The 26175-nt window shown below is 43.0% G+C and carries 23 protein-coding genes and 1 tRNA gene; 12 read left to right on the forward strand and 12 right to left on the reverse strand.

Annotation, left to right across the window (positions count from 1 at the left end; all coding sequences use genetic code 11):
* Window positions 1-2: 2 nt before the first annotated feature.
* Genes ABDD94_RS15880 through ABDD94_RS15890 form a run of 3 tightly spaced genes read right to left on the reverse strand, consistent with a single transcriptional unit; the run spans window position 3 to window position 4296 of the window.
* Entirely contained in the window at window positions 3-1070 is a 1068-nt protein-coding gene (locus tag ABDD94_RS15880) for an aminotransferase class I/II-fold pyridoxal phosphate-dependent enzyme (RefSeq protein ID WP_345953089.1), read from the reverse strand.
* A gap of 25 nt (window positions 1071-1095) precedes the next feature.
* The gene (locus ABDD94_RS15885) at window positions 1096-2193 is read right to left on the reverse strand and encodes a dipeptide epimerase (protein ID WP_345953090.1); all 1098 of its coding nucleotides are present in this window, start codon (window positions 2191-2193) and stop codon (window positions 1096-1098) included.
* A gap of 12 nt (window positions 2194-2205) precedes the next feature.
* Window positions 2206-4296, reverse strand: coding sequence for a prolyl oligopeptidase family serine peptidase (locus tag ABDD94_RS15890; RefSeq protein WP_345953091.1), 2091 nt, complete (start codon window positions 4294-4296; stop codon window positions 2206-2208).
* Window positions 4297-4665: 369 nt separating this feature from the next.
* Between ABDD94_RS15890 and ABDD94_RS15895 the strand changes: the two genes are divergently transcribed.
* The 3 genes from ABDD94_RS15895 (at window position 4666) to ABDD94_RS15905 (ending at window position 10541) form a co-directional block, all read left to right on the forward strand.
* Window positions 4666-7785: a SusC/RagA family TonB-linked outer membrane protein gene (locus tag ABDD94_RS15895; RefSeq protein ID WP_345953092.1), complete on the forward strand. Its 3120-nt coding sequence runs from the start codon at window positions 4666-4668 to the stop codon at window positions 7783-7785.
* Between the two features lie 10 nt (window positions 7786-7795).
* The gene (locus tag ABDD94_RS15900) at window positions 7796-9232 is read left to right on the forward strand and encodes a SusD/RagB family nutrient-binding outer membrane lipoprotein (protein ID WP_345953093.1); all 1437 of its coding nucleotides are present in this window, start codon (window positions 7796-7798) and stop codon (window positions 9230-9232) included.
* 124 nt (window positions 9233-9356) lie between these two features.
* Window positions 9357-10541, forward strand: coding sequence for a M14 family zinc carboxypeptidase (locus ABDD94_RS15905; RefSeq protein ID WP_345953094.1), 1185 nt, complete (start codon window positions 9357-9359; stop codon window positions 10539-10541).
* Between the two features lie 44 nt (window positions 10542-10585).
* Here ABDD94_RS15905 and ABDD94_RS15910 read toward each other — a convergent pair whose 3' ends face one another.
* On the reverse strand, window positions 10586-11218 hold the full coding sequence (locus ABDD94_RS15910) for an HAD family phosphatase (protein ID WP_345951109.1): 633 nt from the start codon (window positions 11216-11218) through the stop codon (window positions 10586-10588).
* Between the two features lie 60 nt (window positions 11219-11278).
* Here ABDD94_RS15910 and ABDD94_RS15915 point away from each other — a divergent pair.
* Window positions 11279-11352 (forward strand) — tRNA-Ile (locus tag ABDD94_RS15915).
* A gap of 379 nt (window positions 11353-11731) precedes the next feature.
* On the opposite strand, the gene ABDD94_RS15920 is transcribed toward ABDD94_RS15915, so the two are convergent.
* Complete coding sequence (locus tag ABDD94_RS15920; RefSeq protein ID WP_345953095.1) at window positions 11732-12268, reverse strand: lipocalin family protein; 537 nt, start codon at window positions 12266-12268, stop codon at window positions 11732-11734.
* Window positions 12269-12488: 220 nt separating this feature from the next.
* Here ABDD94_RS15920 and ABDD94_RS15925 point away from each other — a divergent pair, with 220 nt between their 5' ends.
* Window positions 12489-12878: a response regulator gene (locus ABDD94_RS15925; RefSeq protein WP_345953096.1), complete on the forward strand. Its 390-nt coding sequence runs from the start codon at window positions 12489-12491 to the stop codon at window positions 12876-12878.
* Window positions 12879-12994: 116 nt separating this feature from the next.
* Here the strand turns inward: ABDD94_RS15925 and ABDD94_RS15930 are convergent, their stop codons facing one another.
* Window positions 12995-13555 (reverse strand): sugar O-acetyltransferase, encoded by a 561-nt coding sequence (locus ABDD94_RS15930; RefSeq protein ID WP_345953097.1) that lies wholly within the window; start codon window positions 13553-13555, stop codon window positions 12995-12997.
* Between the two features lie 431 nt (window positions 13556-13986).
* Between ABDD94_RS15930 and ABDD94_RS15935 the strand changes: the two genes are divergently transcribed.
* Window positions 13987-16416 (forward strand): TonB-dependent receptor, encoded by a 2430-nt coding sequence (locus tag ABDD94_RS15935; protein WP_345953098.1) that lies wholly within the window; start codon window positions 13987-13989, stop codon window positions 16414-16416.
* Window positions 16417-16581: 165 nt separating this feature from the next.
* Here ABDD94_RS15935 and ABDD94_RS15940 read toward each other — a convergent pair whose 3' ends face one another.
* Entirely contained in the window at window positions 16582-17262 is a 681-nt protein-coding gene (locus ABDD94_RS15940; protein ID WP_345953099.1) for a hypothetical protein, read from the reverse strand.
* 133 nt (window positions 17263-17395) lie between these two features.
* The gene (locus ABDD94_RS15945) at window positions 17396-18181 is read right to left on the reverse strand and encodes a hypothetical protein (protein ID WP_345953100.1); all 786 of its coding nucleotides are present in this window, start codon (window positions 18179-18181) and stop codon (window positions 17396-17398) included.
* A 413-nt stretch (window positions 18182-18594) separates the two neighbouring features.
* Between ABDD94_RS15945 and ABDD94_RS15950 the strand changes: the two genes are divergently transcribed.
* Genes ABDD94_RS15950 through ABDD94_RS15960 form a run of 3 tightly spaced genes read left to right on the forward strand, consistent with a single transcriptional unit; the run spans window position 18595 to window position 20630 of the window.
* A complete protein-coding gene (locus ABDD94_RS15950; protein ID WP_345951102.1) occupies window positions 18595-19527 on the forward strand; it encodes a hypothetical protein in 933 nt (310 codons plus the stop codon).
* A gap of 37 nt (window positions 19528-19564) precedes the next feature.
* Window positions 19565-20164 (forward strand): hypothetical protein, encoded by a 600-nt coding sequence (locus ABDD94_RS15955; protein ID WP_345953101.1) that lies wholly within the window; start codon window positions 19565-19567, stop codon window positions 20162-20164.
* A gap of 25 nt (window positions 20165-20189) precedes the next feature.
* On the forward strand, window positions 20190-20630 hold the full coding sequence (locus ABDD94_RS15960; RefSeq protein ID WP_345953102.1) for a hypothetical protein: 441 nt from the start codon (window positions 20190-20192) through the stop codon (window positions 20628-20630).
* Between the two features lie 108 nt (window positions 20631-20738).
* On the opposite strand, the gene ABDD94_RS15965 is transcribed toward ABDD94_RS15960, so the two are convergent.
* Window positions 20739-21221: a hypothetical protein gene (locus ABDD94_RS15965; protein WP_345953103.1), complete on the reverse strand. Its 483-nt coding sequence runs from the start codon at window positions 21219-21221 to the stop codon at window positions 20739-20741.
* 450 nt (window positions 21222-21671) lie between these two features.
* Here ABDD94_RS15965 and ABDD94_RS15970 point away from each other — a divergent pair, with 450 nt between their 5' ends.
* The 3 genes from ABDD94_RS15970 to ABDD94_RS15980 all read left to right on the forward strand — a co-directional run bounded on the left by ABDD94_RS15970 (window position 21672) and on the right by ABDD94_RS15980 (window position 23753).
* On the forward strand, window positions 21672-22436 hold the full coding sequence (locus ABDD94_RS15970; RefSeq protein ID WP_345953104.1) for an SDR family oxidoreductase: 765 nt from the start codon (window positions 21672-21674) through the stop codon (window positions 22434-22436).
* A 71-nt stretch (window positions 22437-22507) separates the two neighbouring features.
* A complete protein-coding gene (locus ABDD94_RS15975; RefSeq protein ID WP_345953105.1) occupies window positions 22508-23371 on the forward strand; it encodes a helix-turn-helix transcriptional regulator in 864 nt (287 codons plus the stop codon).
* 238 nt (window positions 23372-23609) lie between these two features.
* Complete coding sequence (locus ABDD94_RS15980) at window positions 23610-23753, forward strand: hypothetical protein (protein WP_345953106.1); 144 nt, start codon at window positions 23610-23612, stop codon at window positions 23751-23753.
* Window positions 23754-23790: 37 nt separating this feature from the next.
* On the opposite strand, the gene ABDD94_RS15985 is transcribed toward ABDD94_RS15980, so the two are convergent.
* From ABDD94_RS15985 to ABDD94_RS15995, 3 genes are all read right to left on the reverse strand, one after another.
* Window positions 23791-24090, reverse strand: a complete 300-nt coding sequence (locus ABDD94_RS15985; RefSeq protein ID WP_345951096.1) for a hypothetical protein — start codon at window positions 24088-24090, stop codon at window positions 23791-23793.
* A 237-nt stretch (window positions 24091-24327) separates the two neighbouring features.
* Entirely contained in the window at window positions 24328-25323 is a 996-nt protein-coding gene (locus tag ABDD94_RS15990; RefSeq protein ID WP_345953107.1) for an SDR family NAD(P)-dependent oxidoreductase, read from the reverse strand.
* A 40-nt stretch (window positions 25324-25363) separates the two neighbouring features.
* On the reverse strand, window positions 25364-26119 hold the full coding sequence (locus tag ABDD94_RS15995; protein ID WP_345953108.1) for a glucose 1-dehydrogenase: 756 nt from the start codon (window positions 26117-26119) through the stop codon (window positions 25364-25366).
* Window positions 26120-26175: the final 56 nt, after the last annotated feature.

Raw genomic sequence — 26175 nt, forward strand, 5'->3', positions numbered from 1 at the left:
GATTAGTTGATAGGTTGCTGCTGGTAGGCTTTACGTAAAACGCGGGCTAGTACATCCAGGTCATTAAAAGTATGCAGAGCGTTCAGCACAATGCGTTTAAGCCGCACACCAGCAGGGTTAGGATACGGGAAAGAGGAAATCAAGATGCCTGAGTTGTAAAACACTTCCTCTTTAATAGCCGAAGGTAAGATGAATACAGGCAAATCAGGGTGATGCTGAATGCCAGGTAAATCCTGCACCAGCATCTCAAAGTAAGCGATATTGGTCTTAAGTTTTTCGTGCTGACGGGTGTAGATGTGCTGTCCTTTTAAAAATGCGTAAACCTGCGCCGGCGATATAGGTGTAGCGCCTGTGTATTCGGGCAAATTACGTAAAGCAGCAGCTTGTTCCTTTGTGCAGCTTATAGCACCGCCGCCTATACCTAAAGCTTTAGATAAAGAATAAGTTAGGATGTAGTTGAGCTGATTGTACCTTGGCAAGGTGGCGCTGGTGCCAAAACCGTTTTCACCCAACAATCCTATTCCATGCGAATCATCAACAATGGCCAAAGCTGGCTGCGACAAATGAGCCAGGAACGAAAAGTTAATAACAGTAGAGGTAAGCGGGTTAACAGAATCACTTGCTAATACCATAGGGATACCCACACCGGCCTGACGCCTGCCCTCACGCAATACCCATTGCTGCCATTCTTCCATATCCCGAATGATGGCCTTTTGCTGTAATATAGCTGGGTGCGAATTAGGCGAGTTGTACACCGTTAGGTGCCCTGCAATAGCTACCCGCCCGGCAGCAAAGCCAGACGAAAATAGCACGGTATCTTCAGTACCTGTAAGCTTAGCAAGCAAGGCCTCACAAGCTTCATATAAATCCAGCCGGGTATTTGAGATGCGCGAAGATGGGTACAGCCAACCATACTTATCCATACCTTCCGCTACCAGGTTCATGAACTCGGGGTCCGAATTAATGCCCAGGTAATGGTATCCGGTAAAAAAGAGATACTCCTTACCATTTACCACGGCTGTGCGGCCCGGCTTACCGTCTAAGTATAAATTGGCTTCTATACTTTCCATCTCTTATTATTTTGCAGCAACTTTATTAAATTTTTACTGATTCAAGCTTTTCTAAATAAGCCCGATCTACATCAGCCCCAATACCCGGGGCATCGGTAATCTCCAGCTCCATCCCATTGTACCAAAAGCCACCAATAACTGGGTCGGCCAGTTGGCCCAGTAAGCAGGTGTCCAGGTCAAAATAATGCAGGTTGGTATGAGCCATAGCAAAATGCACGTTAGCGGTAAGGGCCAGTCGGCTTTCGAGCATACTGCCCAGCATACATTGCACACCGTTCTTTTCAGCTACCTGGTTTATTAGGATGGCCTCGTTAATGCCCCCGCTTTTGGCAAATTTTATATTAATATATTTAGCAGCCTTGTTGCGAATGATGCGCTCTGCATCGCGATGGGTGTAAACGCTTTCGTCGGCCATAATGGCTATCGGTGATTGTTCGCACAGTGCGGGCAGCAATTCATCGTTATAAGTACGCATCGGCTGCTCGCAAAAGGCAATATCATATTTGGCCAGTTCCTGCAGCGCATAAACGGCCTCCTCAAACGTCCATCCCTGGTTAGCATCTATCCGAATTTGCGTTTCAGGTTTTAAGGCCCGCCGTATATGCTGCATACGTTCAATATCAGCATCAGGCTTTTTACCAAGCTTAACTTTAATAATGTTAAAGCCTTGGCTTTCGAACTTTACAGCCGACGCAGCCATACCCTCGGGCGTATCTATACCTACCGTAACATCAGTAATGATTTTTCTTTTTTGGCCGCCCAGGTATTGATACAAAGGCATGCTGGCTTTTTTTGCTGCCAAATCGTAGAGCACCATATCAAAAGCGCTTTTAATGGTATAGTTGCCTGCTGTATATAGATGCAGTTCGGCCAGGCGTGCTTCCATATCGGCAGCATCTTTATCTTTCCAAATGGCTGCGAAGTCTTTGGCCATTTCAAAGCCGGTTGCCTGCGTTTCACCCACTATCATGGGGAAAGCTGAGCACTCGCCTAAGCCGGTTAAACCATTATCGGTATAAGCCTTCACCAAAACGTTTTGGGCAAAGTGCATAGTACCCGTTGCTATGGTAAAAGGCTCAATTGGTATAGAGTATTTGTAAATCTCAAATGCGGTAAACTTCACGGTAAGCTTTAGTTATTTTATAAGTTTTCTCTTTAAAAATTCGGCGGTGGCTTCACTCACGGTTACGGCGTTACTATACTTCATCCAGTGGTGCGTATCATCCGGAATGGCCAGAAACTCGTAAGGCATGCCTTTATTTTCAAAACGGCGTATCAGATCAACCGTTTGACTATAGGCCACATTGCGGTCGTCATCGGCATGAATAAATAATACCGGCGACTTCCAGCCGTCTATCCAATTCACCGGAGATGATTGACGGGCTATTTTCAAGGCTTCTTCGGCATCCGGCGCTTTTTCCGGGCTTTGGGTTGCCGGAGTTCTCACCCAGTTGTGTACGCCATGTATGTCTACACCGGCGGCAAACCTGTCTGAATTTTTGGCTAAGGCCATAGCGGTTAAAAAACCACCGTAAGAGCCGCCATAAATACCTATGCGTTTGGCATCAATATTAGGTTGCGCAGCCAGCCAATCGCCAGCTGCCTTTATATCCTGATACTCGATAGCGCCTGTGGCGCCACCCTGAGCAGGTTTGTGAAATTCGTAACCGTAACCCACGCCCAAGCGATAGTTTACAGACAAGATAGTAAAACCCATGCTTGCCAAATATTGATTCAGGGCATAATCTATCGAATAATAGTCCATAAAGTGCCAGCCTAAAACCATTTGCCTTTGCGGGCCACCATGTACATAAACAATGGCCGGGCTTTTACCTTTAACGCCAACAGGCTCAAAAAGCTGCCCATGAACCTCTATCCCATCAGGCGCTTTAAACACTACCTGCCTGGGCGCAACCATCTGTTTAGGAAAGTTACCTGGGATTAGCTCTTCACCAATTAAGGCTACGTTTTTTTTCCGGGCATCCATTACAGTAGGCACCAGCGGCCGTTGGGCGGTTGAGCTTAAGTAAACTATGGTATTACCATCGCCGGTAAGCACAGGGTAAGCTTCAATACCATTGCCCGCGGTAAGCATCTCCATGGCAGCTTTATCAACCGCAACACGGCCTATATGCCTTCTGTCAATATCCTGTTTTTCGGTGCCTTTATTGGCACTAAACAAAACACTCTTGCCATCGGCACTTAGCATAACCTGCTCTACCATAAAGTTACCTGGTGTCAGTAACAAAGGCTGTCCGCCGGTTGAGGGCACGCTGTACAAATGCGGCCAGCCATCATGGTAGGATACAAAAACAATGCGGTTACCTGCAGCCCAGTTGAGATTAGCACCCCCATCAGTCGTAGGCATAGAGCCGGCCAGTGTTGCAGGGGCTTTCCATACTTGAGTTGCTTTGCCTGTATTTAAGTCGGCGGTCCATATAGCCCACGGCTGGTGCTTGCGAGGCAAAATAGAATCAGGCACACTGCCGGTACCAGGAGTGCGGATAAAAGCCATGTGCGTACCATCGGGCGACCAACGCGGCTGCCCGTCTCGCGCAAATGATGGAGCTATCCATTGTATTGGTTTGCCGGGGCCTGAGTATATACCTATAAAACTGTGATCGGCACGGGCAGAAACGAAAGCCAGCTTCTCACCATCAGGCGACCACTTAACCGAACTTGAACTGCCGCGGGCGGTAAATAAGCTTTTAGCCTGTACCGAGCCATCAATAGGCGCAATCCAAACCTGGCTGTTTTTTATAAATGCTACCTGATTACTTTTTGGCGAAATGGCTGGATAATCGCCTTCACTTAATGCCTTGGCTTCTCCGCCAGCAAAGGCAATGCTCCATACCTGCACTTTAGTACCCGCCGGATCAAAAGCCGGATTTACAGGCACACTACCCTCGTTTGAGCTGTGATCGCCGCCCCGCACAAACACCACGAAATTGCCATCAGGTGATATGGATAAGCTACTTATTTCCTGCCCGTCGTCTGTATTATAGTTAGTTAACTTTCGTAATTTAAAACTTGGCCCTTCAGCTACGTAAACATTGCGTTTGCCCTCCTCGTTAATAGCAACTGCAATTTTAGACCCCCGTTCACTACTTGTAAGCTCGGTTGGAAAAGGGTAGCTGAGTACCTGGTTTAAGGAGAACTTTTGAGCAAATGTTGGACCGCTGCAGAATGTAAGAGCGAATAAAACACGAAGTATCAGTTTTTTCATGGCTATGGCAGACGGGCTAATTTATAATTATTATTTTCTTATAGTTAATTTTTTGCTATAACTTCACCTTTGTAAAGTTTTAAAAATTAATTGGTAAACCCAGCAACAGCTATATAAAATTTACAATTAACATTTACACCAATCTTAAGCCATTTTTATCTAATTTTCTGAATAAATATTTAAGTTGTGGCCAAAATACATCCGTTTTGTATTGGATAGGCTATTCCTTTTCAGATAAATTCAATAATTATATTAAATTTATTGACTTTATTGAAAATTATTAACCATTTTCGTTAAAAACACTTAACATCAATAATCTTTTTGCGCTAAATTTACTACTTTATCATTTCATTGACTAAAATCCATTTTATGAAGAAAATTTTTACGTTAAAATTTCTGCTTCTGATGATGTTTTGCGCCGTAACTGCTGTGGCGCAAACCGTTGAAATTAGCGGTAAGGTTACCGACGCCAATGACAACACCCCCGTGACCGGCGTTACCGTATCGGTTAAAGGAACTACTACAGCCGTAGGCACCGACGTAAACGGCAACTATCGAATTAAAACGCCGCAGGGCAGCACTGCACTGCTATTTAGGTTTATTGGCTACACAAGCCAGGAAATAGCTATTAGCGGCCGTCGCACCATCGACGTAAAACTTGCTCCCGATAGTAAAATGCTGAACGAGGTAGTGGTAAATACCGGTTTAGGTATTGCCCGTAACAAAAAGGAGCTGGCTTATGCCGCACAAAGCGTTACCTCAGAAGAGCTGAATCAAAACCATCAGCCAAATTTGGTAAATGCCTTACAGGGCAAGGTAGCTGGCGCTACCATATCCAGTACGGGTGGCGGTCCGGGCCAGGGTGCACGTATTATCATCAGGGGTGTAAATTCTATCGATCCTAATAAAAGCAACCAGCCTTTATTTGTGGTAGACGGTGTTATTATAGATAACAGTACTTCTACAGTAGGTGCCGGCTCAGGCTTCAACGTACGCAGTGTAGGTAACCGCGGTTCAGATATTAACCCCGAGGATATAGAAACTATTAACGTATTAAAAGGCGGCGCTGCAACTGCGCTGTACGGATTATTAGGCTCAAATGGTGTAATTGTAATTACTACTAAAAAAGGCAAGGGTAATGAGCTTAGGGTTGACCTTACCAGCACTTACGGTTTTGAGAATCCAGATAAGCTCCCTAAGGTACAAAAAGAATATACCGCAGGTATTTTGGGAGTTTACACCCCCATTGGCTTAGGTCCAGCCTGGGGCCCTAACATTGCAGAGGCAAAACTGCTCGATCCAACCCATCCGGATGAGCTTTTTGATAATTATAAGCAAGCGTACCGCACAGGTCACCAGAATCGTAACTCGCTTTCTGTATCAGGCGGAACGGAGAATGCCCGTATCTTCTCGTCGTTATCTTACTTCAAACAAAGCGGTATGCTGCCATTTACAGATTATCGCAACATATCAGCCAGATTAAACGCCGACTTTAAAATCAGCAGTAAATTCAAAAGTTCAGTTAACATGAACTTTGTTAACTCGGGCGGTTACCGTTATGATGCCGACCGTTTTGGAGAAAGCCTGGCTTATTTTTCGCCACGCTGGGATGTAAGCGAATACCTTAATCCAGATGGTACCCAGCTTTGGAAGGGCACCAATAACCCAATTTACGGCGCAGCTACTAACCGTTTAAAGGATGACAACAACCGCTTTATAGGTGGTGTTACCTATAGCTATACGCCGGTTAAGTGGTTCGATTTAACTTACCGCTTTGGTGTTGATATCTATAATGAAAACCGCTTCCGCACCGCTCCGGGCCCGATGGGTATACCCGGCGAGCGACTGTACGATAACTCCGATGGCTATGTAGGTGATTATAATAATAAATACCGCTCACTGAGCTCTACCTTAATTGCTACTTTAAATGGCCAGATAACCACAGACCTGAAAGGAACTTTGCGTTTAGGACAAGATTTATTCGACAGGCAAAATTCGAGCAAAGGCATTACCGGAACCAAACTGGCGAAGTACGATTTGTTTACGCTTTGGAATGCAACTGCATTTCAGGATATAGTTGACAGCCAATATAAATACCGGTTAATGGGTTTGTTTGCCGAAGGCACACTCGATTATAAGAACTATTTATTCTTAACGCTTAGCTTAAGAAGAGATATCACATCTACCCTGCCAGAATCGAACAGGGCATTCTACTACCCTTCTGCCAGTTTATCTTATGCATTTTCCGATCAGTTCAAACTGCCCGAATTTATATCATTTGGTAAGCTAAGGTTATCATATGCTAAGCTGGGTAAGGATGCGCCCGAATACTCATACGTAAACGGTTATACCAGAAACAGCAGTATTGCTACCGGCTCAACCGGCTTTACCAGAACCAACAGCTTACGTAACCCCGAACTACGCCCGGAATTTACCAGCACTTATGAAGCAGGTTTGGAAATGAGCTTCCTGAAAAGTCGTTTTGGATTTGACTTCACCTATTATCGTTCTTTAAGTAAAGATATGATTACCCAGGCCGACGTTTCATCCGCAACAGGCTATCTCACCGCTTTTGTAAATGCAGGCAGCATACAAAATAAGGGTGTAGAGCTGATATTAAAGGGCTCCCCCGTACGTTCAAAAAACTTTAGCTGGGATGCAACTTTAAACTTTTCTGCTAATCGTAATAAGGTGGTTGAAACACTTAACCATGCTCCTGTTAACTACGGCGGCAACAGCGGTGGTTACTTAAACTCGCCGGTTACCTTACGTTTGGTTGAGGGCGAAGCTTATGGCAACCTGTATGGAACGGTTTGGCAACGCTATGGCGCCGACCCTAATGCAACCAAGGCAGAAAAAGACCTTCCATTGTTAATAGGCGCTAATGGTTTCCCGGTGTTGGGGTCGGTTAACAACCTTAAAATTTTAGGAAACTCACAACCCCGGTGGATTGGTGGCTTATCAAACACCTTTACCTACAAGCGACTAAGCCTTACTGCGCTTTTAGACGGTCGCTGGGGTTTGCAGAAATTTAATCGTCTGGAGAACTTCTTTGCTGCATTCGGTATTGCCGATTACACTGCCGATCGCCGCCAATTTAAAGTGTTCGATGGCTTATTAGCTAATGGTCAGCCAAACACTAAATCGGTATGGTTAGGGCAGGCAACAGGTCCGGATGGTGTAAATTACGGCGAGGGTTACTACCGTACATATTACCGCGCCATATCTGAACCTTTTGTGAGCGATGCCTCATGGATCCGTTTACGCTCAGCGAGTCTTAGCTACAACATTCCAAATAATTATTTGCCCAAATTTATAAAACGTGCTTCGGCATCGGTTACCGGCACCAACTTATGGTTGCATACCAATTATTATGGTCTGGATCCGGAATCTGTTTCGGCAGATAGCGGCAGCAACGTTGACGGATGGTCGGGCTTTACTTACCCCGCAGCCCGTCAGTTCTTTTTTACTATTAACGTAGGATTCTAATTTTACAGAAATGCAAAGAATATATAAATATACATCAATAGCACTTTTAGCCCTGGCTACGGCAACTATGCCGAGCTGCAAAAAGTATTTTGCGCTGGATCAAGACCCAAATTTGGTAAACGACCCCACACTGCAATCGTTGCTAACTAACACTACCTTTAAAATGGGAAATAACAGTTACAACGCTGGCAGTACAGTAGCGCCCTATGTACAATACCTGGCAAATCCAACGGCCAGTTCGGCCACCGATACTTACCAACAGGTTGATTATTCGGGCACGTGGGACGCCATCTACTATGCTTTGGCCGATGCTACTGACATGAAAAATAAGGCAGTTGCTCAAAATTCGAGTGAATTTATTGGCGTAGCTGATGTAGCTCTAGCTTATAACTTAAGCCTGATTAATGACCTTTGGGGAAGCGGCCCTTACAGCGAAGCTTTTAAAACAAATAACTTTACGCCGAAATATGACTCGCAGCAAGACGTTTACAACACTTGTGTTACCTTAATTAATGAGGCGATAACCCAATTATCAAAAACCGATGCGACCATAAAGCTTAACACTACACCTACTGCTGATCTGGTACACGGCGGCGACCGTGTAAAATGGCTTAAAACGGCTTATGCAATAAAGGCACGTTTATTAAACAAATTAAGCAAAAGACCCAATTATGACGCTACAGCCGTTTTAGCTGCCGTAAGAAGTTCCTACACCACCAATGCCGATGATGCAGGCATGGCTACCTTTATTACACGTAACCCGTGGGCAGGTGTAGCACTATCCAACGCCAACGCCACCTTAGGCGGCTGGCTGTCCGAACAATTGGTTGATCACCTGAATGGTACTACTTACGGCATATTTGATCCGCGGATTCGTAAGATTACCGATCCTACGGTCACTAATACATTTATTGGTACGGTTAATGGTGCGGGCAACAGGGCCCCAGGTGCAAATACCACTAAGGATGAGAACTATATTTCTCAAAAATCACCCTGGACGGCTGATACTGCTCCCCTGCTTATTGTAACTTATGCCGAAATGAAGTTTATTGAGGCAGAAGCAGCCCTGCGTTCAAACGACCGCACCAGTGCATACGCAGCTTACCTCGCCGGTATCAATGCCAACATGGATAAACTGCAAGTGCCCGCTACTGATGCTGAACGGATAGCCTACATGGCCAGCCCTATAGTAGCTGTTGGTGCCGCCAACCTTACTTTGGACTTGATTTTTAAAGAAAAGTATGTAGCCACCTACCTCAACCCGGAGGCTTGGAACGATGCACGCCGTTATGATTATAAATACAAGGACTTTACGCTGCCTGCCAACGCAGTGCTTACAACATTCATCCGCCGCTTGGCTTACCCAACCAGCGAGACCAGGAAGAATACGGCTAATGTGCCAAATGTAGGTGCACTTACTGACCGTATATTCTGGGACCAGCCGTAAACAGTTTTTCGGTTTAATCAACAAAAAGGCATTCTGTTAAACAGGATGCCTTTTTATTTTAATGCGGTTATGCAGGTATGGCTATCAAACGTATTTTTGCATCGCTGTTTCAGGCTGTAATTTCATGAACAACATCAACTCTATCGACCATACGCTGTACAAAGAATCCTTATTCACCAACCGGATCATCAAACATAGTACATTAAAAGACAAGCTTAATAAGCTGCGAATCCACGGACTATTTAAGGTAGATGTTGCTGGATACTCTGCACAGCAACGAGAGATTTATAGTGTAACACTTGGTCACGGCAGCACCTCCGTGTTGCTGTGGAGCCAAATGCATGGCGATGAACCCACAGGCACCCTCGCCTTTTTTGACCTGTTTAATTTTTTTGCCGCAAACGACAAGCACAACGCATTGCGCGAACACCTATTAAACACCTGCACGCTGCATTTCATCCCCATGGTTAACCCTGATGGTGCCGAACTTTACCAGCGGCGCAACGCACAGGGGATTGACATTAACCGTGATTTTTTACAGCAGCAATCGCCTGAGGCTCAATTGCTGGCTCGTTTGCAGCAAGAGGTACAACCCAAGTTTGGTTTCAATATGCATGATCAGGAGAGTTTATGGTCAGTGGCAGGTACTAAACAGCCGGCCAGCATATCCTTATTAGCCCCACCCTGCGATGCTGCTGCAACAGTAACGCCTAAACGGCTTAAAGCCATTCAGGTTATATCTTCAATATCCGAGATGCTTAATGAACTCATTCCCGGTCAGGTTGGCCGCTGGAGCGAAGATTTTGAGCCACGTGCTTTTGGCGATAATTTTCAGCGGTTGGGAACGGCTACCATACTGGTAGAAGCCGGCGGTCATCACAACGATCCTGAACGGCAACTGGTGCGTAAACTCAATTTCGATGTAGTGCTGCATGCCTTAAATCATATAGCAACCGGACAATACCGCAACCAAAGCGCCACACCTTACTATAATATACCAACCAACAGTAAAGAGCTATTTCACATCATTATCAAAAACTGCAGGGTAGCAACTTATGGCGGTACCATAACTGTTGATGTTGGTTTGAATTACACAGAAAAGCTTGACGTTGAAAGTAAAACCTTAATTAAGACTTACGCCGTAACCGACATAGGCGACCTTTCTGTTTGGAATGCCTACCACCGGCATGACGCAAACGGCGCTGTATTAAGCGGAGCGCTCATACTGGATGAAAAAGCCAACCTTACCATAATTGTTGACGATCAAACACATCTCGAATTTGTAAATGGCCTGCTAATACAACAATAATTATATATTGTATTAGCAGGCCTTTCAGCTTCTGCCCTTTGCTGTTACAACAATTGCTCACGCTCAATAAAAGCCTTGATGGTATCTGGTGCAGTCATTAAAAAGGTTTGGATACCTAAGGTTTTAGCGGCAGCCAGGTGTTGCGGGCTATCGTCAATAAATAAAGTTTCGGCCGGGTCAAGGTTATTCTCTTGTAACACCTGTTCAAATATGGCAATCTCGGGCTTGCGCTTGCCGGTGAAGTGCGAATAGTATATTTTCTCGAAAAGGTGGTCGTTATTATCAAACCCGAATTCATCTTTCAGGTACTTCATAATGAAGTTGTAGTGTATATCGTTTATATTACTGAGCAAAAAGGTACGGTACTTATCTTTCAGCTGCAGCAGCAGGTCATGTGTACCTTCGGCGATACCTACCAATATGCTGTTCCAGGCTGTATCAATTTCTTCGTCAGAAAGCGCCGCATTATTAGCTTTTTCGCGTATGCGATCTCTAAATTGTGCGGCAGTGATCTGCCCGCGGTCAAAAGCATCAAATATGGCATCCTGTTGCAAATGGCCATAAAATTCATCCACGTTGCTGATACCCAGCCCCTTCAGCGACTGTTGCACCTTCGCAAAGTCAATACTAAAGATAACATTGCCGTAGTCAAAAATGATGTTTTTAATATTTTGCATAATGTATTTGGGTATTTGCTGCAAATATCTAAATTTGCACCCGGAAAGCAAATCCAAACCGCGCCTATAGCTCAGTCGGTTAGAGTAGAAGACTCATAATCTTTTGGTCCCTGGTTCGAGCCCAGGTGGGCGCACCCAAGTGGGCAAGACTGATTTATCAGTTCTTGCCCTTCTTTTTTTTATCAGCTAATACACTGAAAAACAATCAGATAATGGCATTAGACAATTCATTACTTACTGTTGAGGTAGTACCGCGCTGACTTCCAGTTAAAGCTTTGTAGTCAACAAGGATTGGCAATCTCCAGCCATTAGGGACTATAATTGATCAATGACCATGAAAATAAAACATAGCCAGCGCAAACGCATGTGGCTTCTGGTCGCCTTTCTCACCTTGTACTGACAAAAACGGCAACCATACCTTAAATGCTATCTACTTCCTCTTTTGTTGGCCCGAGATTCAAATACTAGCAACTAATCCATTATCCTACTTAATGGATCTATTGTGATCAAACGTTAATGCTGATCCGTCCAGATTAGCTTTTCGACGTCATAGCCGAGTGCTTTGGCATGATCAAGGTATTGTTTCCGGATATTATCAGGCATAGACTTCTCTCTGGAAAGAAGCCAAAGATATTTCAGATTATTACCTACAACCAACGCATATTTGTAGTTGCTGTCAATCTCTATTACATTATAACCGGCATAAAAGGGGCCAAAAAATGACACCTTCAGTCTGCCCTCGGTAGGTGAACCGACCGCCTTGGCTTTGCCTATACTTTGTTTCCATTGCTGGTCTTTTTCCTTGAAGCCTTTATTATTTACGCTGATCGTTCCGTCACCATTGGCTGTATAGGTTACAGTAACACGAGATAATCCTTTCTCAAACTTAAAATCCATGCGGGCTATTTCATACCAGGTGCCCAGGTATCTCTTCTGGTCGAAGGGCCTAACCGGTGTAGCACCACGTGGTATGGAAACGCAGGACGCTAATTTCATTCCAAGCGCCACAACGCCTGCCAGACCGGCTATCAAGTACAGATTTTTACTCATGATATTACGCATTTAAATGGAACCCTAAATACTCCGTTTGTGTTTTGATGACTGTTTGCTAAAAGCTATTTAACGAATAGCAGGCGATCTACTTTTGATCAGCAAAAACAAAATGGCACGATTTGAAGTATTGGAAAGCACGGATAATTGAGGTTGATCATAGTAGCATGATTTTTGTCACTCCCGTAAACTATTATAAAAGCTAAAACGAGAAAGTGCTATGACAGGAAGGTCAATATTAATTATAGAAGATGATCCGGATATTGCGGAGGTCATTACAATTATTTTAACAGATGATGGCTACCGGGTTACGGCAATAGCAGAAACAGAAGACATCATCAATAGCGTGCAAGAAATCAAACCAGACCTGGTCATTACCGATTATATCTTAAACGGCATTAACGGAGGCGAGTACTGCAGTCAGCTGAAGCGCGACCCGCGTACATTACACATACCCGTAATTATTCTATCTGGCTATGGCAGAGTACTCGAATCTTTGGGACATTATGGCGCAGATCAGATAATTCACAAACCATTTGATAACGAAGATCTTTCTCGAAAAGTAGCAGCCCTTCTTAATTTGTCAGCTAGTGACAGCTCAAATGAGTAATAGTTTTTGTAGCAATGAGGTAAACAATCCCGTTGCTGGATCGCTAGCCTGCGTCACTTTGTTAAATCAGCTACTTTTATAATACGTATTAAACAGGGTTGTTTGTATTACCGAATCTAGCTCTTGGTGGCCTTAATTACTGCGCAGGGGGATCCAAATGCCACACTATTTGCAGGTATGCTTTTGGTAACAACGCTACCTGCTCCTATCGTACATCCATCCCCAATGCTAACTCCTGGAAGTATTACACAATTGCCTCCTATCCAAACGTCATTTCCTATATTAACCGGACTGGCAGAACCAATATGCTTATTGCGTTCTATGGGATCTATTGGGTGGCGTGCTGTATATATCTGCACATTCGGGGCAATAAAAACGTTATTGCCGATGCTAACCGGAGCGCAATCCAGCAACACGAAATTAAAGTTAATGAAGACATTACTGCCTATTGTTGTATTGATTCCATAATCAATCCTGATAGCCTTTTCGATATGAACATTGTCTCCTACACTACCAAAAATTTTTCGTTGTAAAGCTTCTTTTAAATCCTTATCACGTGGACCAGTATTATTAAATTCATCTACAAGCTCTCTTGTTTGATATCTTATTTCAACCAACTCAGGATCATTAATATGATAGGGTTGTCCAACCAACATTTTTTCTCTTTCAGTACTCATGTTTGTAGTTTTAATAAACCTCGCCACCTCACCCACCTGTAATCGGATGAATTGTATAACAGCTTATAAAGATAAGAACTGTACTACGATTATTTGAATTCGTTAGAAAAAGCATAATGATCGGTTCTTCAATACAGCCCATAAATGACCGTTTGTCTTATAGACTTTTAAGAGGTTATTATATCCCAGGATAGGTGTTACGGGTATGGGCAGCCACTTTCCAACCTGTTGCCTATCTATAACAAATTCGCTTATTAATATAAGGCTCCTATGAATTGATTGCAAATTGACCCACTCCGGGTAGGCACAAAAGACAGTTTGCCTGCACGGCTTAGCCGTAATCATAGGTATCATTTAAAGGCGGCTAATAAAACCCTGTTCTGCTCCAGCATTTTTATTACTTTGCAGTAGAACAAACTTAAACAATGCTTATGCCGCTACAGCGGTACCTGATATTCATGCTATTGCTTACCAGCCTGTTGCTGCCCGGCCAATTATTGGCACAGCAAAAAAGCCACCAGGTGGAGGGCGTGGTGGTGAGTAATACTACGCCGGTTCCTTTCGCTACGGTAGCCTTATTAACAGTTGGCGGGCTAACCAGGATCCAAACACTGACTGACAGCACCGGACGGTTTAAACTGCCGCCGTATAACATTAACGGCAGTTATGTGCTCAAAGTAAGCTACGTTGGCTTTATAACCTGGCAAAGCACACCTTTTAGGCTTAGAGATACCTTATTCAGCAGCATTAGTTTACAAGCATCGGCCAAAACGTTGAAAGATGTGGTAATACAAGGAAAAAAGAACCCAATCGAACTGGACGGTAGCACTTTGGTTTACAACGTAAGCGGCACCATTGCTGGGCAGGGCGTTACAGCTTTAGAGGCCTTAAAGAAAGCGCCCGGGGTATTTGTAGAGAACGAAAGCAATATAACACTTAACGGCAAAGCAGGTGTGCTGATCATGATCGACGGTAAGCAAACGTATTTATCTGGAAAAGAGCTAACCGACCTGCTGAAAGCCATGCCTTCCAGCAGTATCAAATCAATTGAAATTATGAATAACCCATCAGCCAAATATGAGGCCTCTGGCACGGCTGGTATCATCAATATCAAAACTAACCGCATTTTGGCTAAAGGTTTTAATGGCTCGGTCACTACAGGTGTTGCTTATGGTATTACGGCTAAACAAAATGAAGACATCAGCCTTAATTATCGCACTGGTAAGCTTAATGTTTATGGCAGCTACAGCCATTTTTTAGGCAATTATACCTACGTATACGGTACCGACCGCCTGCAAAGTGGCAAAAATTATAACAGCGATACTTATGATGTAGACAAGCGACAAAAAATGTCGGGCCGCGTGGGTGCCGATTATGTGATTAACCGAAAGAATACTATAGGGTTGCTGGTAAGCGGAAACTTTATTTTTGGCGGCGGTTTAACCGATACCAAAACGCTCATCAGCACACCGCCGGCATCCGGTATCGATCAAACACTCGATGCCTATAATGATTATTATGGGCAGCACACCGAACGCTATAATTTTAACCTTAATTATAAATACGAGGACACTGCTGGTCATACTTTTAATGTAGACGCCGATTACGGCTTGTTTAATAAGTGGAACGGCAATCTGCAATCCAATGTCTACCGTGATGCCCAAGCATTGCTGCAAAGCCAAAACTTGTATCGCACGCTGAATGATATTGATATTAACCTGCGGGGAATCAAAGTGGACTATACCACTAACCTGTTTAGCGGGCAACTGGAATCGGGTCTAAAATACTCATCGGTAGCTTCGGGGAACGATGCCAGATTTTACCATGTGCTGGCCTTTGATAGTTTGGATTACCGCCGGTCGAACGATTTTAAATATACCGAGCAGATTAGCGCCGGTTATGTGAGCTATAAAAAAACCATGGCGAAATGGCAGGTACAAGCCGGATTGAGACTGGAAAACACAGCCTCGACCGGCAACCTACGTTACCAAACCCTCACCGCCGATTCGCTGACCATCATTCATCGCAACTATACCAGTTTATTCCCGGCGGTTAGTATTACCTTAAAACCAACTAAGCTACACAGCGTTGCCCTGTCATACGCCAAACGTATTGAACGGCCGGCTTACCAGGATTTAAATCCATTTGTGTATTTACTGGACGAGCTTTCTTTTTGGCAGGGTAACCCGTTTTTAAAACCTCAACTGGTTCACCGCTTAGGGCTGTTGTATGCCTACAAAAGTTCCACCATCGTTGGCCTAAACTTTTTACACACTAATCAGTTCAGCGCCAACGTGACCGATACGTTACAGCAAAATAAAATTGTAATGGTGAGCCGTAATCTGGGCACGCAAACCAATTGGTCTGCATCATTGACGCAGCTGTTTGCGCTTACTAACAAATGGGACGTCACCTTTAACGGCTTATTATACTATATTAAAAACGATATTGCTTTTGATCAGTACCGCGCCTTAAACCTAAAACAACTGGCCTACCGGATGAGTTTGCAGCAAACTATAAAACTTCCGTTTGATTTGACCGGCGAAATTATCTCCACATTTAATTCGCACCGCTTAACGGGGGCTAATAACTTTGTACAGGCAACCAGCCAGTTGGATTTGGGTTTGCAGCGCCTACTATTCAATAAAAAAGCAACGATCAGATTAGCCGTAAATGATATCTATAAGGGCAATCAATCACGCTTCACCCAAAGCTTTCCAGGGTATTATGCAACCAACTACGGATATTACGAATCGCGACAAGTGCGGTTAAACTTCATCTACCGGTTTACGGGGGGCAACGCAAAAGGTCCGCGCGCCCGAAACTCGGCACTTGATGCAGAGACTGGAAGGATTAAATAGTAAACAACGTATAGCCGAGTATGCTTAATTACAAGTAAACTCAAATGAGTAACAAAAATCATTACGCATTTCAAATATCGCTTTAAAATATTAAGATAAACCTGAAGGTAGCTGTAAATCAAAGCAATATAAATCAATATCATGCATCTGAGAGTATAGCCGAATTTACTTTTTATACCAGTCTAATGAATCAAATGAGATCCAATCTTTAGCATATTTGGCAGATCTGTCTAAAACGGTTAACTCGGCTTCGAAATCCTTCCCTGAACCCAGCTCGCCAAAAAAATAAGTTAGCCTATTCTTTTTGTTTTCCCAAACCCGGTAAGCTTGTTTTTGCTCTTTGCCACGTTCTATTGGGTCTCCATTCAGGTCCAGTGCTACTTCTCCTTTATCCAGACCAATTTTTTCAAACTGTGGTTTCCCCATTTTCTCTAGCTCCTTCAGTAAAGCGTCAGCTTGTTGCTGTGTGTAAAGCGCAACCACGTAAAAAGCCAGCGCCTTTGTCTGATCATCATAATGGAATAAGACGTGGTTTTTGTTCGTGCCGTTCGCTCCAGACAAATCTATGCCGCCAAACCGCAGTACATTAGCGTTGCTGCTTTTTAAAACCTCGTAACCTAATAACGTCTGCTCAACATCTGAGACGGGCTCAGGTTTAACTTTACGGGCAGCTATCAGACCCGGCGCATTCTTTTCTTTCAGTGTAAGTGTGGCCAGATCGAAAGGTCCGGTATTTGATACCGACGCCGCAGCGTTTGTAGAATCGGCTTTGGCGTTATCTTTACGCCCCGATGTGCAAGACAGTACCGTTAAGCTAAGTATTATGTTTACAAAAAGGTATTTCATCAATATTATGGGTTAATATAATTAACTACTGAACGCACCTATCAAGCCCCGTTTAAATTTCAAGTATATACACAAGCTTTAGCTCGAATATACAATTCAAAGTAACCAGGCAAAGCTATCATTGTTTAATTGATCAGCGTTTTTCAACACGCAGAACCGGGCCTGTAACGATATTCTGCGGGTTACTGACTTCCATCGAAAAGCGTCCCTTAGCTTGGCGAAGCAAACCGATGGCAGTAAATGTGTCACCCAACGGCGACTCGACCCTATAATCAATCTGCAAGTATTTCTTATGGTCCTTTATTGCGCGTGTTTTTGCGCTTCCAATTATTGTAACATATAACAAAGGGATAGAACTGTCTTCACCCATTGACATTGTTAATGTATTATTCCGCTCCTCAAAATCACACAGGTTGCCTGAGATCATTACGAATTGCCCTATGTGCTTTGTTAATTTTGATTTTGTAATATATTCTATATCTAAGGGTGCTATAAGCATTTGGTTTCCGTAATCCTGATAAGTCCGTTCTTTCAATGCCTTTGCCGAATAGTTAATCTTTATATTTTCAATAGCCTGTATTAACCAGCGGTTGTTTGATTTTGCTAGTCTGGCCCGTTGTCTAATATCTGTACCGTCTTTAAGCATTACGGTATATAAAACTGTAGCAATATCATTTTTGAATTGCACCGTAAGTTCCCCGAAATTCCATTTCTGACCGTTGTAAAGTGCATATTTATCCTGTTCAATAATGGCTATTTGCTTTATAACCTCAGGGGCAGCCATAGTTTCGGCACTTGTATACTGTCCGTTTCGCAGCTCATTCAAAAATTGCCCAGTTAATCTTTTTGGCCCTGGTGTACAACCGCTGGCAAACGCCAGCAGTATCAATAAACGTATAACCCACAGTAGTTTTTTCATTTTATAATTTATCGGGTTTGCCTAAATAGCCAATGGAATAACGTTAAACCAAGAACCCCATTATTTTGTATCGTCTTGTACCTTTTCTGAACTGGGTTTATGGTCGCCCTTGCAGTGGCCTTGTTTGCATTTGCAGCAAATGTCTTATCGCCATACCGGGAGTGTATAGCTACTTTACTGGCCAAAAGACTGCAAGGTCCGGTTTTGGTAAGTTTCCATAAATAGCCTCTTTATAAAAAAACATGTTACAAGTTTGCACATGAACGCTGGTGGTTTATAACACCGCTACCAAGATTAAGACAATTAACTCTATCCCATAAAGAGCATTTAACTTCATAAGCCAATATTATTTATTTGTCACTTTACATATTTCAAAACGTTTGCCGGGGTTTGATGTTTGCATTTTATTGCCGATGGAACACACGCTTACCGTGCAGGAAGTGCTTGAGCAGGGACGAAAACAACTTCTCCTGCCACGTATATTATTGCTATTTGGAGCTTTAATCTTTATAGCGCCACTTACTTTGCTTGCCCTGATCGTTGCTAATTATACCAATGGTTCCGGGCAGCCATTACTAATTATGGCAGGCGTTATCCTATTTACTTTTTTCCTCTTTATTTATTTGCCCTTTCGCTATTGGAGCAGAAAAATGATTTCATGGAACTTATGGGCGTTTGCGCACTGCAGTGATGTGCATCAATTACGTAAGGACGCTAAACTTGCCGGCCTCTACCTGGATAATGACACACTTATTGGCCGGATGCTTCCAATCACACCGGCAGACCGTGCGATATGGAAGGAACTAAATGAGCGCTTTGCCCAGCCGGTTCAATTTGTTGACGACCCTGGCGTACCGGCTAAAACCACAATCGGGATCTCTTGGCGGCACTGGCTATTCAACTTTGCTTTTCAATTGTTGGGTATGGGCTTAGCAACGATTGTGCTGATATATGCACCAAAAGATGTAAGCTTATTAGCTCGTATTCTGGCTGGCGGATTGTTACTTGCGCTGGCTTATACTATGATTACGCTTATTCGGGATATGCTGATTAAACGGCCTGAATTGATTCTTGACGATGAAGGTATACAAACTGTTCAGTCGGGTTTTCATTCCTGGAAAGATATCAAAAATGAAAGGATCGTTGAACGTTCGCTTGGCAAAGGTGCCCGGTCAGATTTCTTATGTTATGATCATAGCAGCGGAAGTGAGGACCTTAAACTCACCTTATACGCCATAGGCCGTATAGAGCTAGAACGCTTGCTATATGTCTACCGTCGTCGTTATGACAGCCATCTAACGGCTATTGATAACAATACCGATCAAATGCGAACGGCAAAAAAATGAGCATTCATATCATTGATACGATTTAAAAGTTTTAACCATGAGCTTAACTATATTCAGAACACTATTTTTTTGCCTCGTACCATTAGGTGTGTTCATACTTATTAAAGCTATCCGCATGCTTAAAGATATATTCAATGGAGAAGTCATTGCAGAAAAGCCGTTTACCGAAAAAGAGATCCACTTTGAAGTCAAAAAAAAGGGGGTGTATGCTGTTTGGCAGAAAGGACGGTTATTTCGGCGTACTCCGGTTGATAGGTTTGCTTTAAAGCTATTTAGTGTGCCATCCGGTGAGCCTGTTCCAATAGACGCATCTGTTTTTCGTCCTCATTCTAGTAGTTTGGATACGGCGCGCATGGAGATGAACCGGTTCTTTGCTGAACCTGGTCACTATCGTCTGCAAATTGTGGAAGGATCGAGCGTATCTTTGTTCGAGCGCTTGCTTTTTGAATTATTTCCTGGTAAGCCCGTTGACTATAGCCAGTATTTTTTACAGGTGAGAGAAAGCAGGTCGGCTTATTACATGGTTGCTGCCATACCGTTATTGATACTTTGCGCTTTCTGTATTATGGGTGGTTTCGTCGCCGGGTTTATGGCACCTTATATCTTAACAGATTTGGGTATTCCGTTTAATCCATAATCATATATTAAACAATATCTACACTATGCACGCATCAGATGAGGTAACTATCAAATTTTCTAAGGCAAAGATACTATGGTTTATGGCCATGGTATTAGTATTCATTGGCGGCATAGTTTCATTGCTGCAGGGTGGCAGTATCATCAAATATATTATGTCCATAGTAAGCATAATAGTTGGTGCTACACTGGCCTATCAGGAATACTGGAACTTATTGAACTTGAATAAGCCTCAGCTTGTTATCAGCAACAAGGGCATTACCGCTCACGACGGAGAATTTTATGAGTGGCAGTACATCTCCAATGAAAAGTTGATGCCGCTCGGTTCGGTTAAACCAACATGGTTTCTGTGGTTTGAAACGCCCGGCAGAAACCGTAAACTCCATTTAGACGGATTGGACAAACGGCCTGAGCAAATATTGGCATTGATCAAAGATTTCCGCAAGGCCTCAGAGATGCATCGTTAAAACTGTGAAATTCCAAAATCACCATTGGTAAAATACCGAAACTGAAAGATAAATGCGGCCACGCTCAGCGCCCTTTTAAGCGATTATAATGCATTGTTTCACAAGCAATCAGGTAAATAAAAAAGCAGACGCAGCAATCAGAACAAAAATCACAAAAGAGATGACTACATCTTTGCTGACAAACCAAAACGCTTTCTCTGTGGCGGTGGATGTTTGCAGCTTACTTTTTAAAAGTTCAACCTGCACCTCGTTCAATGCTGCTTCTGTCTTCATCATCTTCACGTTCGGGAACTTTCGCCCGTCCTGTGAGGTAACCGGGTAAATAACGTAAAGCCATCCGGGTGTTTGTAGATAGATCAAAGAGATGTTATTGGTGATTTTCTTAAATTCATAATGCACCACATTTATATACTCATCATCAATCATAACACCGTTGAACCAAGTAAGCTTTTTACGCGCCCAATAAAAATATAAAAATGTAGCCAGGATGATTACTGGTCCGGCCATAAAGGCGGTCGAACTGTGACCAAAGTAATCATTTATGGCATGAGCCTGCTCTGCCAGCTTTGGGAAACCGCTATACTCTGCCATCTGACAAAGAAAAACTAAGCTAAACAACCAAAAAATCATGCAGAATATCAGAAACGCGGCGCGCACGTTGCCACACTTTAAATTCACACTGGGCTCACTGTCACCGGCAATAACTGTGGATTGGCTGTATGGCATAAGAATGAAACGAAGTTTCGCGATCAAGGTTTTATAACTACGCCATCAACAGATTGGAATATCCTTTTTAAGAAGAGAAACGCCAGATATAAGTTGTTTTACGTTTAATGTAGTAAACGCGCTGTAGCCCATGTGTTGCAGGGCTGCAAAGTGAGTAAAACCAGTTGAATAAGCAATTTTTCGCAATAGACACCTTTATTTGGGGCATTGAAGAATGCACAGGAATCAGTATTAAAAACGACTACAACAACCTATAGTTCGGCTACAAAAGTATACTAGGATGTGCTGAACTTTGTGTTATTAAAAGTATAAAGTATGTCAACAAAAAACAAAATTGCAATTGTAACCGGTGGTAGCCGTGGTTTGGGCAGAGATATGGTGATCCAGTTAGCGAAAAATGGAAACAACATCATCTTCACCTATCGCAACAACAAGGCAGAAGCGGATAAAGTGGTACAAGAAGTATTATCCATGGGCCAGAAAGCTATTGCTTACCAACTGGATGTGAGTGACACCAAAACTTTCGACGCTTTTGTAGCGCAGGTTAGTCAGCATTTACAAGAACACGAGGGATCACCTAACTTCGATTTTTTAATTAACAATGCCGGAGCCGGCGTATATGGTTCGGTGACGGAGACTACCGAAGAAGCATTTGACGCCATGATGAATGTTCATTTTAAAGGAGTTTATTTTCTGACTCAAAAACTTTTGCCCATCTTAAACAACGGCGGAGGGATTATTAATATTTCCTCAGGGCTAACAAGAATAGCCTTCCCGAATGTTTCGGCCTATGCAAGCATGAAAGGCGCAATTGAAACTTACACCAAATGTTTGGCCAAAGAGCTTGGAGCAAGGCAAATTAAAGCCAACGTGGTTGCACCCGGCGCAATCGCTACTGATTTTGGCGGAGGATCAAATAAATCTGATGAAAACAAAAGAAACATGATATCTTCGGTTACCGCGTTGGGACGTGTGGGCGTACCCGAAGACATTGGTGGTGTAGTTGCTTTTCTTTGTACCCCTGAAGCCGGCTGGATGAACGGCCAAAGGATTGAACTCTCCGGTGGAATGATGATATAACATTATTTGTAAATTTGAATATGAGTCAACATCAGGTACACAGGGTAAGATCGATTGCTGAATTTCACAAAATGAAAGGCTTGCCTTCACCTCAGCACCCCTTAATCAGCTTGTTTGATTATGGAACCTTCAACTGCTCTGAAGAAATCCATCATAAGAACTTTGTATTTGATTTTTATCATATCTCCATCAAGCGCAGCATTGGTGCAACATTCAAGTATGGGCAAAACCATTACGATTTTGATGATGGAGTGATGTTTTTTATTGCCCCTAACCAGGTTTTTGGTATTGAAACCATCGAAGAACTGGCATCTACTAAAAGCGGCTGGATTTTAATGATCCATCCTGATTTTTTATGGAACACGCCCCTGGCAAAAAGCATTAACCATTATGAGTTCTTTGATTACGCCGTAAATGAGGCGTTGTTTCTTTCTGAAAAGGAAGAGGCAACGCTTAATGCTATTGTTAAAAATATTGAACAGGAGTATAATGCCAATTTAGATAAGTTCAGTCAAAATATCATCGTTTCTCAAATCGAAACCCTGCTTAACTATTCCGACCGCTTTTATCAAAGGCAATTTCTAACCCGCAAAGCTAACGATCATAAAATTTTAGAGAAATTAGAAAAAGTTATTGACGATCATTTCAACAATGAAAACACCACTGGTTTGCCAACTGTACAGCATATTGCTGATTCTTTGAATATATCGCCCATGTACTTAAGCAGCTTACTTAAATCACTTACGGGGTTAACCACGCAACAGCATATTCACGAAAAACTAATAGAAAAAGCAAAAGAAAAGCTATCAACTACTGAATTATCTGTTTCGGAGATTGCTTTTCAACTGGGGTTTGAGCACAGTCAGAGCTTTTCCAAATTGTTCAAGATCAAAACCAGTGTATCGCCTTTAGCGTTTAGAAGCTCATTTAATTAGCACTACTTTTAATGTTTTGATGTAGTAAAGGATAGTATATTACCGGAATACTATCCGGCTGTAAATATGAATCCTTTCCTTCTTGCCCTTAAAGCAAGCAAGCTAACGGTAGAGATTCATCACCACGCTGCGTACCAGGGGGTATTGCCTGCCCTCTTCCCTAATCTGAAAAAAAACGGTTAACCTCAGCTTTTCTCAAGTTATCACTTCTCAAAAACTTAAAAAGAGCTAAAAGCACATGTTAATACATTCCAATCCATCTACTAAATACACTATGCCATTTTACAACAAAATGTTAGATCAGATTAATGACCGGTACGGCCGGGCCAGATGGTTTATAGACGCTTATGAAAGATACAAAGAGCTGCAACTGCATAATTAACTCCTCAGCCCATGCTTTATAACCAAGATTGAAGATGTTATCCGTGTAGAGATTGAGTAGCGAGAGCTTTCTTGGTAAAAATGGTTTGTTCGTTGCGCGCGATCTTTCCTTTCATGTTCTCGAGTATATGCAATGCCATTTTAGACCTCGAATAAAAGTTCCACTCGAATAAATTGAAGGTATAAGAAAAAGGGATATTATGGTAAGTAGCACTGACCTTTAACATTTTGGCGGGCATCTGAATTGCCTGAAAGTGCATTTCGTCGAAGAATCCGTCAAAAGACTTTTGTATAAAGCCTTCTAGCGTATCCAGTGTCATCTCAACTTGTGTATTCATAAGATCTGGTTGTTAAAGTAAATATGCCCGCCCATAAGAACGAGCTTACTTACGATACCTTTAGTGCACATACCATAAAGCGAATTCTGCTTTTAGTCCACCACTTGCTGCTTGTACGGCTTAATTATTTAAAAGTTGCAAACCGCGTTAAAAATAATTGAGTTGGATATAAACGGCGCAAAAACAAAAAAAGCCGGCGCTTAGCCGGCTGTTAATTGCTAGTGTTACATTTTACAATTAACTAAAGTTAAATTTAGCGCCTGTTAGCACTTCAGTCATTTGCCATAATCGCTTGGCACTGGCCTCCTCTAATGAATAAGATTTTACACCGTTGGAAATGGGTGAATTAGTAGCTAAGGCAGCTACGTCAACATCTTCGAGGTACACACCGCCTGTTGAGCTAAGCAACGGGCTCGTAGCAGCCCAAACTGTGGTGGCGGCACCTTGCGGAACTGTTTTCAGCGATTCAATTACTTCGGGTACAGCCTTGCCCTTGTCGTCATAAAAGCCAAACTGCTGTAATATCTCCAATGGTGCCTCCCTGGTTAGTTCTGTTCCCCATATATTACCCGGATGTAAGGAATAAGCTCTTACTCCAAAAGGTTTGGCACGATTGTCCAGTTCGAGCGAGAACAAATTGACAGCTGTTTTTGAGTGACCATAAGCCTGCAGGGTATTATACTCGCGCTGCTCAAAATTTGGATCATCAAAGTTAAACGGTGCAAAATGATGCCCCAGCGAAGAAACGTTAATTACTCTTGCGCCATCAGCTTGTTTTAGTGCTCTCCACAACAGGGCAGTGAGTTGAAAAACGGCCAGATAATTGACTGCAAGTTGCGATTCGATACCGCGTGAGTTGCGACGTAAAGGCACGAACATAATACCCGCGTTGTTGATGAGCAGATGTAACGGCCGACCCGATGCCAAAAACTTTTCGGCAAAAGTGTCAATAGAATCGGGGTTCATCAGGTGCAATTCCTCTATTTCAACGTTAGTAATCCCTTCGAGGTTTTTCCTGGCCTTTTGTACATCACGTGCTGGTACAATTACTGTTGCCCCTGCTTTGGAAAGTGTTTTTACCGTCTCCAAACCTATGCCTGTATTACCGCCGGTAACAATGGCAATTTTTCCGTTGATATCTATTCCCTTAATTACGTCGGTAGTTGTTGATGTGCCGTTAAAGCCTGTACCTATGGGATGCTGTAACGCTCCGTTATAATTTTCTTTTGCCATTTTGATTATTTATAATGTGTAAGGCAGGTTTAAACTAAAATCAGAACCCGTAAATACCGCCTGATACAGAAATTTTTTCTCCGGTTATCCAGGCAGCTTCATCAGAAGCGAGGAATAAAGCAACTTTGGCAATGTCGTCGGGCTGGCCGATACGACCGAGCGGTGTATTGGCAATCAGCATCTTTTCAAGATCGCTACCCGTAATCCCTGTGCTATGCGTGCCTTCGGTTTCTACTGAACCGGGTAAAATGGAGTTAACACGGATATTTTTGGCGCCCAGCTCTTTAGACAAGGCGATAGTAATAGCATCTAACGCAGCTTTAGTTGCTGCATAAACCGATCCGGTACTCATAGGCATTTTGCTTACTTCTGAGCTGATATTGATAATATTGCCACCATTATCACCAAATAACTTTACCGCTTCGCGTATAGCCAGCAAAGATCCCAACACGTTGATATTAAAATGCTGATGAAAAGAATCTGTGGTGAACTGCTCGATTGGACAAAACTGGTAAACACCTGCATTGTTTACTAAAATATTCAGCGTGCCGTACGCATTTTTTGTTTCTTCAAACAGCCTGATCACGTCGGCTTCTTTAGATACATCGGCCTGTACCGCGATGGCCGTACCCCCGTTAGCAGTGATGGCTTCAACTACTTTATCTGCCCCCTCTTTGCTCGAGGCATAATTTACTACAACCTTAGCACCTTCTGCTGCAAAATATGTTGCAATAGCGGCACCTATGCCTTTTGATGCACCTGTAACTATAGCTACTTTGTTTGTTAACTTATCCATATTGTTGTTACTATTTAGGTTGCAAAGCTACATCCGCGAAATATATTTTAGTAACT

It is taken from the genome of Mucilaginibacter sp. PAMB04168, from assembly GCF_039634365.2.
Taxonomy (GTDB): domain Bacteria; phylum Bacteroidota; class Bacteroidia; order Sphingobacteriales; family Sphingobacteriaceae; genus Mucilaginibacter.